The organism is Rhodococcus sp. WAY2, assembly GCF_009859915.1.
Taxonomy (GTDB): Bacteria; Actinomycetota; Actinomycetes; order Mycobacteriales; family Mycobacteriaceae; genus Rhodococcus_F; species Rhodococcus_F oxybenzonivorans.
This window is the reverse complement of sequence record NZ_CP046572.1, coordinates 414,371-428,395: the sequence shown is the minus strand read 5'-3', so window position 1 is coordinate 428,395 and position 14,025 is coordinate 414,371. Positions and strand designations below refer to the sequence as shown.

At 66.8% G+C, this 14,025-nt stretch carries 15 protein-coding genes; 9 read left to right on the top strand and 6 right to left on the bottom strand.

Going from position 1 to position 14,025, the window contains the following annotated elements; translation table 11 throughout:
* Positions 1-28: 28 nt before the first annotated feature.
* From GFS60_RS02025 to GFS60_RS02010, 4 genes are all read left to right on the top strand, one after another.
* Positions 29-841, top strand: coding sequence for a CPBP family intramembrane glutamic endopeptidase (locus GFS60_RS02025; protein ID WP_159918780.1), 813 nt, complete (start codon positions 29-31; stop codon positions 839-841).
* A 264-nt stretch (positions 842-1,105) separates the two neighbouring features.
* Positions 1,106-2,329: an LCP family protein gene (locus GFS60_RS02020; protein WP_268962533.1), complete on the top strand. Its 1,224-nt coding sequence runs from the start codon at positions 1,106-1,108 to the stop codon at positions 2,327-2,329.
* Between the two features lie 24 nt (positions 2,330-2,353).
* Positions 2,354-2,905, top strand: coding sequence for a ferritin (locus GFS60_RS02015; protein WP_159918779.1), 552 nt, complete (start codon positions 2,354-2,356; stop codon positions 2,903-2,905).
* 144 nt (positions 2,906-3,049) lie between these two features.
* Positions 3,050-3,595, top strand: coding sequence for a ferritin (locus GFS60_RS02010; protein WP_159918778.1), 546 nt, complete (start codon positions 3,050-3,052; stop codon positions 3,593-3,595).
* A gap of 68 nt (positions 3,596-3,663) precedes the next feature.
* Here GFS60_RS02010 and GFS60_RS02005 read toward each other — a convergent pair whose 3' ends face one another.
* The 3 genes from GFS60_RS02005 to GFS60_RS01995 are packed head-to-tail and all read right to left on the bottom strand — an operon-like array spanning position 3,664 to position 6,356.
* Positions 3,664-4,578 (bottom strand): DUF5926 family protein, encoded by a 915-nt coding sequence (locus tag GFS60_RS02005; RefSeq protein ID WP_109325966.1) that lies wholly within the window; start codon positions 4,576-4,578, stop codon positions 3,664-3,666.
* Between the two features lie 33 nt (positions 4,579-4,611).
* The gene (locus GFS60_RS02000) at positions 4,612-5,373 is read right to left on the bottom strand and encodes a glycerophosphodiester phosphodiesterase (RefSeq protein WP_159918777.1); all 762 of its coding nucleotides are present in this window, start codon (positions 5,371-5,373) and stop codon (positions 4,612-4,614) included.
* On the bottom strand, positions 5,370-6,356 hold the full coding sequence (locus GFS60_RS01995) for a DUF4328 domain-containing protein (RefSeq protein WP_442972177.1): 987 nt from the start codon (positions 6,354-6,356) through the stop codon (positions 5,370-5,372). Before GFS60_RS01995 ends, GFS60_RS02000 begins: the two co-directional genes overlap by 4 nt.
* 446 nt (positions 6,357-6,802) lie before the next feature.
* Between GFS60_RS01995 and GFS60_RS01990 the strand changes: the two genes are divergently transcribed.
* On the top strand, positions 6,803-8,590 hold the full coding sequence (locus GFS60_RS01990) for a hypothetical protein (RefSeq protein WP_159918775.1): 1,788 nt from the start codon (positions 6,803-6,805) through the stop codon (positions 8,588-8,590).
* Positions 8,591-8,607: 17 nt separating this feature from the next.
* Here the strand turns inward: GFS60_RS01990 and GFS60_RS01985 are convergent, their stop codons facing one another.
* Complete coding sequence (locus GFS60_RS01985; RefSeq protein WP_159918774.1) at positions 8,608-9,477, bottom strand: S49 family peptidase; 870 nt, start codon at positions 9,475-9,477, stop codon at positions 8,608-8,610.
* A 41-nt stretch (positions 9,478-9,518) separates the two neighbouring features.
* On the opposite strand from GFS60_RS01985, the gene GFS60_RS01980 reads away from it, so the two are divergent.
* Both GFS60_RS01980 and GFS60_RS01975 read left to right on the top strand, forming a co-directional pair.
* Positions 9,519-10,448 (top strand): LLM class F420-dependent oxidoreductase, encoded by a 930-nt coding sequence (locus tag GFS60_RS01980; RefSeq protein WP_159918773.1) that lies wholly within the window; start codon positions 9,519-9,521, stop codon positions 10,446-10,448.
* A 28-nt stretch (positions 10,449-10,476) separates the two neighbouring features.
* Positions 10,477-10,968 carry a metallophosphoesterase family protein gene (locus tag GFS60_RS01975; protein ID WP_159918772.1) on the top strand — a complete coding sequence of 164 codons (492 nt, stop codon included), beginning with the start codon at positions 10,477-10,479 and terminating at the stop codon, positions 10,966-10,968.
* A gap of 12 nt (positions 10,969-10,980) precedes the next feature.
* Here the strand turns inward: GFS60_RS01975 and GFS60_RS01970 are convergent, their stop codons facing one another.
* Both GFS60_RS01970 and GFS60_RS01965 read right to left on the bottom strand, forming a co-directional pair.
* On the bottom strand, positions 10,981-11,574 hold the full coding sequence (locus GFS60_RS01970; protein WP_159918771.1) for an Rv1733c family protein: 594 nt from the start codon (positions 11,572-11,574) through the stop codon (positions 10,981-10,983).
* 100 nt (positions 11,575-11,674) lie between these two features.
* Positions 11,675-12,646: an AraC family transcriptional regulator gene (locus tag GFS60_RS01965; RefSeq protein ID WP_159918770.1), complete on the bottom strand. Its 972-nt coding sequence runs from the start codon at positions 12,644-12,646 to the stop codon at positions 11,675-11,677.
* A gap of 81 nt (positions 12,647-12,727) precedes the next feature.
* On the opposite strand from GFS60_RS01965, the gene GFS60_RS01960 reads away from it, so the two are divergent.
* Both GFS60_RS01960 and GFS60_RS01955 read left to right on the top strand, forming a co-directional pair.
* Positions 12,728-13,558 carry an NAD(P)H-binding protein gene (locus GFS60_RS01960; RefSeq protein WP_159918769.1) on the top strand — a complete coding sequence of 277 codons (831 nt, stop codon included), beginning with the start codon at positions 12,728-12,730 and terminating at the stop codon, positions 13,556-13,558.
* Positions 13,558-14,025 (top strand): anthrone oxygenase family protein, encoded by a 468-nt coding sequence (locus tag GFS60_RS01955; RefSeq protein WP_159918768.1) that lies wholly within the window; start codon positions 13,558-13,560, stop codon positions 14,023-14,025. Before GFS60_RS01960 ends, GFS60_RS01955 begins: the two co-directional genes overlap by 1 nt.

Genomic DNA, 14,025 nt, shown 5'->3' with positions numbered 1-14,025 from the left:
CCACGGACCCGCGCGCTAGCGTTGCCGCGTGATCTCGCGGACAACGCTCGACTCCTGGTTACGCCCCGCATCACCCGAGATGCCGGTGGTGCCGGCGAGGGAACGCCGCGGGCTGTGGATCGAAATCACGATCGTCCTGCTCGTCACCTTCGGGACCAGCGGGTTGTCGGGATTGCTGTCGCTGACCGAGTCCCTGCTGACGCCCGGTGACCTTGCCGACCAAGCGGTCGCGCTGAACGTCGCGCGCGCGGAGAACCAGTTCATCGATGCGGCACGGCAGCTGCTCGGTGTCGTGAAACTGCTGTCCTGGGCGGCGCTGGGTCTGTATCTCCTGTGGCGTGGCGGCATCAGCCTCGCCTCGGTGGGGCTGGGGCGGATCCGGTGGCGACCCGACGCTGTACAGGGTGTCGGGCTGGCTGCGCTGATCGGGCTCCCCGGCCTCGGCTTCTACCTGCTGGCGCGCGCGGTGGGCGCCAACCTGACCGTCGTCCCCAGCACGATCGGTGACCATTGGTGGCGGCTTCCCGTCCTCGTCCTCTGGGCGATCGCCAACTCGGGGGCCGAGGAGGTACTGGTCGTCGCCTATCTCGTCACCCGACTGCGGCAACTGGGGTGGAGCGAGAACTCGTCCCTGCTCGCGTCGGCCCTGCTGCGTGGCACCTACCACCTCTACCAGGGCTTCGGCGGCGGGCTGGGCAATGTGGCGATGGGTGTGGTGTTCGGCCGGTACTGGCAGAAGACCGGCCGGCTGTGGCCACTCGTGATCGCGCACGCCACCATCGACTCGGTGGCTTTCGTCGGCTACGCGGCCCTGCGTGGCCACGTCGGCTGGATTCCGTAATCCTTCGAGACCAGTAAAGTCGTGCGGGTGACCGGCGACGCACCCTATCCACCGCTGCCGCCCCGCCCGCCTCGGCGGACGCAGGGCGGCGGACCCGCGCCGCAGTCGCCGAACCGCCGGACCCCACCTCCCGGCCCGCACGGTTCCGCCCCGCCTCCGCCTCCTCGCGTTCCGCCACGAGGATCTCCGGGACCGCCGCCGCCGCGACCCCGGCACCCGGCGCCCCGCCCCGGCCCCGCAGGTCCGCCTCCGGAAGGAACCCAGGTGATCCGGCGAGACGGGCGAGGCACCCCACCCGCCCCGCAGCAGGCGTGGTCGCAGGCGCCCGAACCGCGATTGTCGCGGTCCGCGCCTCCTCGCCCGGACGGCTACGCGCCCACCCAGACGCCGCAGCCCTATCGTGAGCCACCGCAGTATCGCGAGGCGCCGCAGTACCGACAGGCGTATGTCCCGGATCAGCGCCCCCCTCGCAACCCGCCGCCCCCGCTCGCGCCTCCCCGCAACCCCGAACCACCGCGTCAACGCAGACCCAGACGCCGGCGAAACTGGGGCAGTCGCATCGGCATCCTCTTCCTGGTGTTGGTTCTTGCCCTCGCCGGCATGACTTACTACCTGGATACCTCCCTGAACCGGGTCGACGCCCTCGCCGATTACGACGGCCGGGTCGGCGACACCCCCGGCACCAACTGGCTGCTGGTCGGGTCGGACAGCCGCACCGGGCTGACACCGGAACAGGAGCAGGAGTTGTCGACCGGCGGCAACAGCGGTCCCGACCGCACCGACACCATCATCGTGATGCACCTTCCGAGCAGTGGCGGGCCGGCGACCATGGTGAGCATCCCCCGCGACTCCTACGTGTCCATACCGGGCTACGGCGAGGACAAGATCAACGCGTCGTTCGCATTCGGTGGCCCGCAATTGCTGGTGCAGACGGTCGAGGAAGCGTCCGGGCTGCACATCGACCACTACGCCGAGATCGGGTTCGGCGGTTTCGCCGGGATCGTCGACGCCATCGGTGGTGTCGAGATGTGCCTGGATGCCCCCATCGACGATCCCCTCGCCGGCATCAATCTGGCGCCCGGCTGCCAGGAGCTGTCCGGCTCGGACGCCCTCGGATTCGTCCGCACTCGCGCAACGGCGCTCGCCGACATCGACCGTATGAACCACCAGCGGAAGTTCATGGCCGCGCTGATGGCGAAAGCCACAAGCCCGGCAACGTGGTTGAACCCGTTCCGGGTTTGGCCGCTGATCACCGACACAGCCAAATCGTTGCGCGTCGACGAGGGCGATCACATCTGGAACCTTGCAATGCTCGCCTGGGCCGTGCGCGGTGACATGGTCACCACCACGGTCCCGGTGGCCGGATTCGAGGATGTCGACGGTTCGGGGAACGTGCTGGTGTGGGATGACGAACGGGCCTCGCAGTTCTTCGGCGCTCTCGCCGAGGATCGGCAGGTTCCCGCCGAACTGGTCACCACGGGCCAGTGACGCCGCATCCGTAAACTGAGCCGCATGACACAGTCGGCGCCTACGAAGCCCAGTGAATTCCACCACCTGTTGCAACAGCAGATCCGCAACGAATTCACGGCGTCACAGCAATACATCGCGGTGGCCGTCTACTTCGATTCTCACCATCTCCCGCAGCTGGCGAGGCGCTTCTATACGCAGGCCACCGAGGAACACCGCCACGCGATGATGATGATCCAGTACCTCCTCGACAATCACGTCCCCGTGACCGTTCCGGGTATCGACGACGTGATCACGGATTTCGACTCGGTGCGGGCACCGGTGGAACTGGCGCTGAAACAGGAAGAAGCGGTCACCGAGCAGATCACCAGACTCGCCCGCACCGCCCGCCACAACGGGGACTACCTCGGCGAGCAGTTCATGCAATGGTTCCTCAAGGAGCAGGTCGAGGAAACTGCAGGCATGAACACCCTGCTGACCATCGTCGACCGCGCAGGCAACGATGTGTTCAACATCGAAGACTTCGTTGCCCGGGAGATGAACGCCGCCCCGCGCGCCGATTCGACCGCTCCCAAGACCGCAGGTAGCGGAGCCTGAAGGCACCCCGGATAAACCCGAAACGGTGCGCCATAATTCGGCGGAATTCGCGCCGAATTAGGCCGCATTAAGTTTGGGAACCCTTGCCATAATTAGGCAGAACTTGCATGACAATGCCGTCTGACCAGCTATATCGTGTGTCTCATGACTTCCGTTGACGCGCACAAGACAAAATTCCACGCCCTGCTGCACGACCAGATTCGCAACGAATTCAACGCGTCACACCAGTACACCGCGACTGCCGTCTATTTCGATAATGCGGACCTTCCTCAGTTGGCCAAGCACTTCTACAAGCAGGCCGTCGAGGAACGCAATCACGCGATGATGATCATCCAGTACTTCCTGGATCGCGGAATCAACGTGGAGCTGTCGGGTGTCGACGCCGCGAAGGGCAACTTCGAGAATGCGCGTGAGCCGATCGCGCTGGCTCTGACGCAGGAGAAGACGGTCACCGAGCAGATCGTGCAGCTCGCGAGCACCGCCCGCGAAGAGGGCGACTACCTCGGCGAGCAGTTCATGCAGTGGTTCCTCAAGGAACAGGTCGAGGAGGTCGCCAGCATGACCACCCTGCTCGCCATCGCCGACCGCGCGGGCGCCAACCTGTTCCATCTGGAGGACTTCGTCGCTCGCGAGATGAGCGTCGTCGACGACACCGCCGGAGCGCCTGCCGCTGCCGGCGGCGCCATCTAGGCGGCTCCGCCGCCCGTGAGTGGTTAGCGAGTCTCTGCACTCCTCAACCACTCACGGGCCCGGAGGGCCTAGCGCAACGTGACCTGGCGACCGCGGAGGCCGTCGCGGGCGCGTCGCTCGTCGGTGGTGAGCGGAGCATCGACGGCCAGCGCCTGCGCGAGTCGGTCACCGAGCTCGACCGTGGCGGCTGCCCACTCGTTGGGGTGCTTCTCTCGATCCAGGTCGAAGACCGGAACGAGAAGGCCGTGCGTCCGGAAAGAGCCGGCATAGCGCGACCCTTCACCCAGGTGCAGCCCGCCGGTGGCGTGGACCCGCGCCAGCGCCAGCATCAGGTCGTCCTCGTTTTCGGGACGCACCCAGCGGATGTGCGCCTTCTCCCCCGCATCCACCCACCACGCTGCCACGACGCCTTCGGCTTCGACCCGCGCGGACGGCATGATTGCCGCGTTGGCGTGCTGCACCGTGGTCGCGACTTCGGGTGCCGGTTCCACCCCTTCGGGGATCCACCAGTTGAAATCCTGGTGCACCGTGATGTCGAGCAGAGCGTCCGCGTCGATCACCTCGGCCGGTGCGGGGGTGTCGGCACCGGGGTTGGCGGAGGCCAGCGATTCTCCGGCCGCGGCGTCTCGAACCCACACGACGGAGGCCGCCAAGTCGGCACCGAGGTCCGCAGAGTGTGCCTGGACCTGCACACCGACGAACCCGGTGGCGTCCTCGCCTTCGTCACGGACGAGCGCCGCCACGGCACCCGGCAGGACGGTCGCCAACGTCACCGGACGCGAGGAGTCCTTCACCGGCAGCGGTGCTGTTGCCGAGGGGACGAATTCACGCAGCGCGACGAGGTCGCATTCCGCGGCGAGGCCTTCGAAGGGGCGCGTCACGGCCGCGGCGGCACTTTCCCGTTCCGCCTTCCGCTGCGCGAGCTTCTCGGCGCGGGCACTGTCGGGCTTCGGTCCACTGTTTCTCTTGCTCTTCTTTGCCACGACGCCAAAACCTACACGCCGGAAGAGGCTCGGTCAGGAGGCCAGCCAATTCTTGGTGCGCCCGGGGTGGTTGGTAGCCACCCAGCTGACACCGAGTTCGCGACACAGAGCGACATCGGTCCGATCGTCGACGGTCCAGCAGTAGGTGGCCCGCCCTGCGGCCGCGGCCTTGTCGACCATGTCGGGGTGCTCGTGCAGGGTCTTGACCGAGGGACCCACCGCGGTGGCGCCGACCGTCGTCGCCGCTCCTCCGCCGAGATAGCGGGCCGACTCCCCCAGCAGCACGGTCGGGAGCATCGGCGCCGATCTCCGGATCCGCCACACGGCTCCGGCCGAGAACGACATCACGACGGCGCGCGAGTGGTCGGCCGACGGCGGGGACGCGATGCCGAACCGCTGCAACTCGGCCAGGACCTTGCTTTCCACGAGCCCGCCGAACCTGACGGGATGCTTGGTTTCGATGAACACCTTGACGGGCCGCGCCGAGTCGAGAGCGAGCTCGATGAGCGCACTCAATTCGAGAAGTTCGGCGGGCTCGTCGGCGGTGCCGTAGTTGTATTGGGCCAGCTCGTCGCGCGTCATCTCGCTGACGACGCCTACGCCGTCGGAGGTGCGATCGATGGTGCGATCGTGGACGCACACGAGGTGGCCGTCCTTCGTGAGCCGCACATCGCATTCGAGCCCGTCGGCACCCTCTCTCAGCGCGAGTTCGTACGCGGCGAGGGTGTGTTCGGGCTTGGCCGCGGATGCACCACGATGCGCGACGACGAGCGGTCCGCGCCGGTCGGGGCTCACGAGGCGAGCGCTTCCTGATCAGGTGTTCCCGAGTTCTTCGCCGGTGGTTCCGATTCGGACGGCGGGTCGGTGGCAATCACCCAACGGGTGACCGCTTCCTTCGTCCCCTTCAGAGTGCGGCCCTCGAGTCTGCGCAGGACCAGCAGGGCGAGCAGCGCGGTGGCCGCCGCGACCATTGCGGTGAACGCAGACAGGAGGACGCCGTCGGCCATGGCCTGCAACCCGGGACGGGACCGCCAGAACCAGTTGAAGACGAGGAGGACGACACCGAAGACCCACATGGCCCACCAGGCTCGCACGAGCGTGACAGCTCGGGGATCTCGCCGGACGACCTCGAGTAGGAACACACCCGGCATCACCAGATTGAGGCCGGGGACGGCGCAGCCGACGATCAGTTCATTGGCGGAACGCGGATCCGACCTTCGCTCCCGGGCGAATGTGCGGCGGCGGATCCGCAGCAGCCAGCACACGCCACCGATGCCGGACAGCAGGGCGAAGAGCATTCCACCGGCTTGGGTGACGAAGACGGCGACGTCCGAGACGGCGAGCACGGTCGGGTCGACCAAACGGGTCCTGTTCCAGACGAGGACGGCGTAGCGACCCAGTTCGGCCGGCACGGCCAGCGCGTACAGGCCGGCGGTGACGATCAGGAAGGTGGCGGCCTTGTCGGCCATGGCTTCCGGCCAGTTCCTCCCCCCACGCGACGCATCGACGTGGTCGTGAAGTCCCCAACGCGGAACGTCGGTGTAATGGGGTGTCGGACTGGGCGCAGGAGGATCAGCGGCCAGCCCCCCACGCCGGAGCGGTGGTCGCGCCACCCAACGGAAGCCACGCTGATCGGGAGAAAGCTGCTGCTCGGTCCGGATGGGTGCGAGGAGCACGCCGTGACAGCGAGGACACCACTGTGCCGGGGCGCCGAGAACTGGCCACCGGCCGGCGCATCGTGCGCACACCTGAATGACGCTCATGCCGTCCGCACCCACTTCACAGTTCCGATTCTGTCACGACCCACCTGTTGGGGTCGGGCAGCGACCGATTCGTCCTTTTCCCACCAATTTTGTGAGCTGCGCCACGGGGATTCTCGAGTTATCCACAGTTTCCACAGGTTCATCCACAGTTATGAACACTGCTCACACCGCGCAATTCCTGGTCAGAAGGCGTGGACAATCTCCGTTGTTGACAGCCTCGACATGAACGGTCCACAACCGTGGATGAACTTGACACCGCAGGTCGGTGAACGATGCGATTCGGCTGGGCGACGGCGCGGCCCGGAATTACCCCTCCATGCCGGGTTGCCCGCGAAGCAACCCGAAAACTCCGGACCGACCGTCTTCTCCCCCACCGCGTGCCGGGGCAGATTTTCCCCGACACCTGATCTGACGCAGCCCGGCGCCGTTTGGTTCCACTCGATCTGTAATCTCGGAAAACGATGACGGACGACGTCGGATCGCGGTGGCAGCTCGGACCCGCCCGCGTCCTCCACCTGGCTCTGGGCCTCATCGCCGTATCGCTACTCGTCCGGTCGTGGGTGGCAGCTCGCAGCGACTTCTACTGGGACGATCTGATCCTCAATGGGCGGGGCGGGAGCCTGCCGCTCCTGTCAGCCGACCTTCTTGTCTACGACCACGACGGTCACTTGATGCCCGGCGCCTTCCTGGTCGCCGGTATCGCGACACGAATCGCGCCTTACCAGTGGATCCTGCCGATGATCACGATGATCGCGCTTCAGGCGGCGGCGTCCTACGCGGTCTTCCGGTTGTTGCGCAAAATTCTGGGACTGCGGCCCGCGGTGCTGATCCCTCTGGCGCTGTACCTGTTCACGCCGTTGACGGTGCCCGCGTTCGCGTGGTGGGCGGCGGCGCTCAACGCACTACCTCTGCAGATCGCGCTTGCCTGGGTGGCGGGTGACGCACTGGAGCTGTGCCGGACGGGACGACGCAGATACGCGATCTCCGCCATCCTCGTCACCGTCGCGGGGTTGCTCTTCTTCGAGAAGTCTGTGGTGGTGCCTTTTGTGGCGTTCGCGACCGTGGCGTTGCTCGCGCACGTCGACGGCGCTCCTCGACCGCTGTGGTCCACACTGCGGCGCGGCGCTCCCCTGTGGATCGGTTCGGGAGTGGTGCTCGGTGGGTGGGCGGCGCTCTACCTGTTCACCGTGGAGTCGCAGTTCGAGTGGGCAGGACCGTCTCGGGCGTTCCAGTTGTTCCACCACGCAACCTCACTGGGTCTCGTGCCGACGCTGCTCGGGGGGCCGTGGACGTGGGACCGCTGGATTCCGAGTCCGCCGTGGGCGTCTCCGTCCCCGGCTCTCGTGGTGGTGAGCTGGCTGGTTCTTCTCGCGGTGGTGGTCGCGACGATGCGATCGAAGCGTCGCATCGGTGCGGTGTGGATTCTCACTGCCGGTTATTTCTTGCTGTCGGTGGCCGCGATGGTGGTCACCCGGTGGGGAGCCGACACCACCTACGAGCTGGCCCAGACTCTGCGTTATTTCACCGACACGGCGGTCGTGCTGGCGATCGGTACCGCGCTGATCGTGCGGGCACCCGCACGGGGGCCCGTCCCGGTCCCGTTCCTCACCCGGCCGGTCGTGGCGGCGACCGTGGTCGCCGCGTTCGTGGTCGGCAGCCTGTGGTCGACGTACACGTTCACGCGGAGCTGGGCGGAGAACCCCACCACCGACTACCTGACCACGGCCCGTGCGTCCCTGGCCGAGCATCAAGACGCAGCCCTGCTCGAACAACCGGTGTCGATCTGGGTGCTGCTTCCGGTGGCGTATCCGAACAATCTCGTCAGCCGGGTCTTCGCGCCCCTCCCGGACCGTCCGGCATTCGCCGACAGCACCGACCGGCTACGGATGCTCGACGACTCCGGGATGTTGGTCGATGCGCAGGTGACGTGGGTGCGGTCGCTCGAGCCGGGGACGGTACCGGACTGCGGGCATCTGGTAGACAAGCGCAGCTTCGTCCCAGTCGCTCTCGACGGCCCGCTGACGGGATGGGAGTGGACGGCCCAGCTGAACTATCTCGCCAGTGCGGACGGTGAGCTTTCCGTGGCCATGGAGGTCGGTGATCCCGTGCGGGTGCCGGTGCACCGCGGACTCAACTCGGTGTACGTGCGCCTCACGGGCGGCGGGCAGAGTCTGCGGGTGAAGACGCTGACTCCTGACCTGTCGGTGTGTGTGGGTGTGGGCCCGGTCGGGGTCGTCGTACCGAAGTAGCCGGGCGTCCCGGGAGATCAGAGGCCGTACCGGGACCAGGCGACACGGGCCCTCGCCGCCCCGACCACGGCTGCCACGGCGTCGTCCCATCCGGCGGCGGGCAGACCGAGTTTCGCGAAAAGTGAGCGGCGCGGGCCCGTCAGTTCGATGGTGGCGTCGGGGAATCGCTTCTCCACCACCTCGCGTAGGGTGCCGATTCCGTCCACGACGCCGAGTTCGACGGCCCGTCGGCCCAGCCACACTTCGCCGTTGAACAGCTCTTCCTCGGTCGCCTTCAGCTTGTCACCGCGGCGTTCGATCACCCAGTTCCGAAACTCGTCGTGGATGCCCTCCTGGATCTGTTCCAGCCACCGCACGTCCTCCGACTTCTCGGCGAAGAACGGGTCGAGGCGGGCCTTCGCCTCACCTGCGGAGTGCAGCCGTCGCTCGATGCCCATGCGGTCGATCAGTTCCGAGAATCCGAACCCCGCCGAGATCACGCCGACGGAACCGACCACCGACGTCGCGGTGGCATAAATTTCGTCGGCGGCACACGCGAGCCAATATCCGCCGGACGCCGCGACATCTTCACAGAACGCGAGCACCGGCAGTTCGTGCTCGGACGCGAGCTGCCGAATGCGGGCGCCGATGTACTCACTCTGCGTCGGCGAACCACCGGGACTGTTGATGAGGAGTGCCACGGCCTTGGCGCCGTGTGCGGTGAAGGCGCGGCGAAGCGGTTCCTCGACCGACTCCGCGCTCAGGACCCGCCCGAAACCGGCGCCTCCCGACGCGATCATTCCGTGCAGGCGCACCACCGGGACCACGCCCGCACCGCCGCCACCGAGCGCGTCGGGCAACCTGTCGGCCAGCGGTTTCGGCAGGGAGAGCGGGATCTTCTTGGCCATGAATTCAGCGTACCGACGGCGCATCGGGCAAAGTGGCTGCCATGGAGTTGCGAATCTTCACCGAACCTCAGCAGGGCGCTACCTACACCGACCTTCTGGCCGTGGCGCAGGCCGCCGAACAATTCGGCTATGGCGCATTTTTCCGCTCCGATCACTACCTCGCGATGAACAGCGAGGGCTTGCCCGGCCCTACGGACGCGTGGATCACCTTGGCCGCTCTGGCCCGGGAGACGTCCACCATCCGGCTGGGCACCCTCGTCACCTCCGCGACCTTCCGCCATCCGGGACCGTTGGCCATCTCGGTGGCGCAGGTCGACGACATGAGTGGGGGACGCGTCGACCTCGGGATCGGTGCCGGCTGGTTCGAGGAAGAGCACAAGGCGTACGGCATCCCGTTCCCCGTTCTGAAAGAGCGTTTCGAACGACTCGAGGAATCTCTGGCAGTAATCACCGGACTGTGGCGCACACCTCGTGGTGAGTCCTTCTCGCACAGCGGGAAGCACTTCCAGATCGAGAACTCACCTGCCCTTCCCAAACCTCGACAGCCGCAGGGCCCTCCCGTCGTGATCGGCGGTGCGGGCAAGAAGAAGACGCCGGCTCTGGCCGCGAAGTACGCCGACGAGTTCAACGTTCCCTTCGCCTCCATCGAGGACACGCGCGACATCATCGAACGAGTCCATCTCGCGTGCAAGGCCATCGACCGCGACCCCACCGAGTTGGTGTACTCCAACGCGCTGGTGTTGTGCTGTGGCCGCACCGAGGAGGAAGTGTCCCGACGGGCCTCGAACATCGGGCGTGAGGTGAGCGAACTGCGGGAGAACGGACTCGCCGGGTCGCCCGCCGAACTGGTCGACAAGATCGGCCGTTACACCGAAGCGGGATCACAGCGCATCTACCTGCAGACCCTCGACCTGAGCGACCTCGACCACCTCGAACTGGTCGCGAGCGAGGTACTTCCGCAGCTGAGCTGAACCAGGACAACTACAGCACAATCAAGGTATGAGGTTGCTGCTTCTTGCCGACACCCATGTGCCCAAGCGTGCGCGGGATCTTCCCGCCCTCGTCTGGGAGGAGGTCGACAAGGCCGATGTGGTCATTCACGCCGGGGACTGGGTGGACGTGGCGCTGTTCGATGCGCTCGAGGAACGGTCCACCCGGCTCGTCGCCTGCTGGGGAAACAACGACGGCGACGACCTGCGCGCGCGGATGCCCGAGACGGCTGAGGTGACACTGGAGGGGGTCCGCTTCACTGTCGTGCACGAGACCGGGGCGTCCACCGGCCGGGAGAAGCGGATGTCCGCCGCCTACCCCGACACCGACGTTCTCGTGTTCGGGCACAGTCACATTCCGTGGGACACGGTCTCCGACACGGGTCTGCGCCTGCTCAATCCGGGGTCCCCCACGGATCGCCGTCGTCAGCCGTTCTGCACGTACATGACGGCCGAGGTTCGGGACGGGGAACTGCGCGAGGTCGAACTGCACCGACTGTGACAGGCAGCCCGGTCAGTGGCGGGTGGTCGAGTCCAGGAACTGCCGGAGGTCGCGGTCCCACTGGGCGTCGCGGGCACGGTTGAGGGACGCCCGGGTGATGAGGAATCCGGACATCGCGATCATCATCACCACGAACCAGGTGAACAGGCCGGCAATCACTCCGGCCACTCGTGCGGCAGACGCCGACATCGGCTGGGTGGTCAGGTTCCCTTCGCCGTCGACCCAGATCTGTTCCTCGGTGCCCGCGGGAGTGGCGGGATCGACGGTGATGTCGGCGCGGCGGGTCTGGTCACCCCACGTCCACTTGGCCGGGGCGGTGTCGACTCCGGACGGTGCGACGTCGGAGGACATCGTCACGCCTGTGGAGTCGGCGAGGGTGGTCGCGGTGACGGTCCGGAACTCGGAGGTCTGCTGCTCAGCCAGCACTTCTTGACTGGCGGCGGTCTTCGCACCCGCGAAGATGGCGAGCGGAAGCATCGCAAAGGCGAGCACGATCACTGCAAGCGTGAGAAGGTTCTCGATGCGGTCGGAACGTCGCATCAGAGGGTTGCGCCGGGCGGAGCCGGGCCGCAGCGGCAGCCCTCCCGCTCGAGAGTTCTTCCACATGTCGTTCCGGTCCTCTCGCCGACAATCTCCTGCTTCCAGGGTCGTACGCTTCGCAAACAAGATCAAGTCATCGAGGTGTGTGCTTGGGCACTGTGTGGTATTACACCTCCACTGATACTCCTCCCGGGGTTCGTCCGCATAGGGCCAGTTCCCGATGTTCTTTGGGGCTCATGCCCCGTACTCGCTTGAATGCCGCACTCAGCGCGAAACCGCTGCCGTACCCGACTCGCTGCGCAACCGCGGCCACGGTGGCGTCGGGCTCGCGGAGCAGGTCGGCGGCCAGAGCAAGCCGCCAGTGGGCCAAGTAGGTCATCGGCGGCTCCCCGACCAGTTCGGTGAACCTGCGGGCAAGGGCAGCGCGGGACATCCCGGTCTCGGCGGCAAGCGAAGCGACGGTCCACGGTTGCGCCGGATTGTTCTGCAGGATGCGCATCGCCTTGCCGACCACCGGATCGGTCTGTGCCCGCACCCACGACGGCGCCTCGACCGCAGGCCGGGCGAACCACGCACGCAGCACAGCGATGAGCAGTAGATCGAGCAACCGGTCGAGAACCGCTTCCTGGCCGGGCTCGTCGCGCACCACCTCGTCGTGCAGAAGGGTGACCAGCCGGGAGTCCCAGTCGGTGCGGCGTTGCACCACCAGCTGGGGCAGCGCCGACAGCAGGCGGCGGCTGATTTCGCCGGGCGTCGTATACGTTCCGGTCAACATCACGGTGCGGCCGCTGGGGTTGTTTCCCCACGTCCGGACGCCCAGATCCATCGATTCGGCGAGCGGTTCCCCGTGCAGCGTCGTGCAGCTCTGGTCGGGATTGATGACGACGCGCGGCGCCCTCGCCGGGTCATCCGCGACGATGTAGCGTTCCGGTCCACGCACGACAGCGATGTCCCCCTCGGTCAACCGGATGGGTTCGCCGGCATGGGGGGAGATCCACGCCTCGCCGCGCCCCACGGCCACGAGACTGAGCGGTGCACGGTCGTCGATCTGCAGCGACCACGGTGGTTCCATGATCGAGCGGAGCACGAAGGCTCCGGTGGCCCGGGGACCGCTGATGAGACCGGCGAGGGGATCCATGGACGCGATCGTAGACGCTGGCGTATGAATGAGCGCTTCTCGACCATGGATAGTCTCACCACTTCCGTCTTGACTGGACGCATGACAACGACAACTTCCACCCTCGTCCTGACCGGCACCGGCAAGATCGGCGGCCGTGTTCTCCGCGGACTCGCCGCCGCGGGAGCGCCCGCCCGCAGTGGTTCACGATCCGGCCACCCGCCCTTCGACTGGGACGACGAAGACACGTGGACGCCCGCGCTCGAGGGCATCACCTCGGTGTACATCGCCTACTACCCGGATCTCGCCGTGCCGGGGACCGCCGAAGTGGTCGAGAAATTCACCGAGACTGCGGTGGCGGCCGGAGCGCAAAGGCTGGTTCTGCTGTCCGGCCGGGGCGAACGGGAGGCGGAGCGGAGCGAACAGGTGGTGCAGAAGTCGGGCGTGGAGTGGACCATCCTCCGCTCGAGTTGGTTCAGCCAGAACTTCAGTGAAAGTTTCATGGCCGACGCGTTGCGCACCGGAACTCTCACTCTGCCCGTCGGCGACGTCCTCGAACCCTTCGTCGACGCCGACGATCTCGCCGACATCGCCGTCGCTGCACTCACCGAGGACGGGCACGCGGGCGAGTTGTACGAGGTGACCGGCCCCCGCTTGATGTCGTTTGCTGACGCCGTCGCCGCAGTCTCGGAGGCAACGGGGCGCGACTTCCGTTATGTCACCACCACTTCGGCGGACTATGCGTCACTGCTGGCCGCGGCGGGGCTGGCCCCCGATGCGATCGGTCTGCTCACCTACCTGTTCGAGGACGTTCTCGACGGGCGGAATGCATATCTCACCGACGGGGTGGAGCGGGCTCTCGGACGGGCACCGAAGGACTTCGCCAACTACGCCCGCGCCGCAGCGGCAGCGGGCGTCTGGAAGGAGAGGTGATGGAGCGTTCCCTGCTGATCGTCACGGCCGTAGGGGCGGGGTTGATCGGCGGTGTGATGTTCGCGTTCTCGACGTTCATCATGCCGGCGCTGAGCCGCCTCGAACCGCGACAGGGCATCGCGGCCATGCAGGTCATCAATCGTGCAGCGCCGAATGCTTTCTTCATGACCGCGTTGTTCGGTACGGCGGTGACCTCGATCGCGCTGGCCGTGGCGACGGTGGTCCGGCACCACGCGTCGGCGAGCTACGCAGTGGTTGCGTGCGTTCTCTATCTCACCGGGATCGTGTTGACGGTGGTCTATCACGTCCCGCGCAACAATGCGCTGGACGCGGTCGATCCCGGCGGGAACGACGCAGCGGACGTCTGGGGAAACTACGTGCCCGGGTGGACTGCGTGGAACCACGTGCGCACGGTCAGCGCACTGTCGGCCTCGGCGGTGCTCGTGTGGGCGGCGACCGGAACCTGA

Bases quoted from the DNA above. Each gene is read 5' to 3' on its own strand.
- GFS60_RS02015 (WP_159918779.1), top strand. From the start codon at position 2,354: ATGACACAGTCGGCGCCTACGAAGCCCAGTGAATTCCACCACCTGTTG.
- GFS60_RS02010 (WP_159918778.1), top strand. From the start codon at position 3,050: ATGACTTCCGTTGACGCGCACAAGACAAAATTCCACGCCCTGCTGCAC.
- GFS60_RS01990 (WP_159918775.1), top strand. From the start codon at position 6,803: ATGACGGACGACGTCGGATCGCGGTGGCAGCTCGGACCCGCCCGCGTC.
- GFS60_RS01985 (WP_159918774.1), bottom strand. From the start codon at position 9,477: ATGGCCAAGAAGATCCCGCTCTCCCTGCCGAAACCGCTGGCCGACAGG.
- GFS60_RS01980 (WP_159918773.1), top strand. From the start codon at position 9,519: ATGGAGTTGCGAATCTTCACCGAACCTCAGCAGGGCGCTACCTACACC.
- GFS60_RS01975 (WP_159918772.1), top strand. From the start codon at position 10,477: ATGAGGTTGCTGCTTCTTGCCGACACCCATGTGCCCAAGCGTGCGCGG.
- GFS60_RS01970 (WP_159918771.1), bottom strand. From the start codon at position 11,574: ATGTGGAAGAACTCTCGAGCGGGAGGGCTGCCGCTGCGGCCCGGCTCC.
- GFS60_RS01965 (WP_159918770.1), bottom strand. From the start codon at position 12,646: ATGGATCCCCTCGCCGGTCTCATCAGCGGTCCCCGGGCCACCGGAGCC.
- GFS60_RS01960 (WP_159918769.1), top strand. From the start codon at position 12,728: ATGACAACGACAACTTCCACCCTCGTCCTGACCGGCACCGGCAAGATC.
- GFS60_RS01955 (WP_159918768.1), top strand. From the start codon at position 13,558: ATGGAGCGTTCCCTGCTGATCGTCACGGCCGTAGGGGCGGGGTTGATC.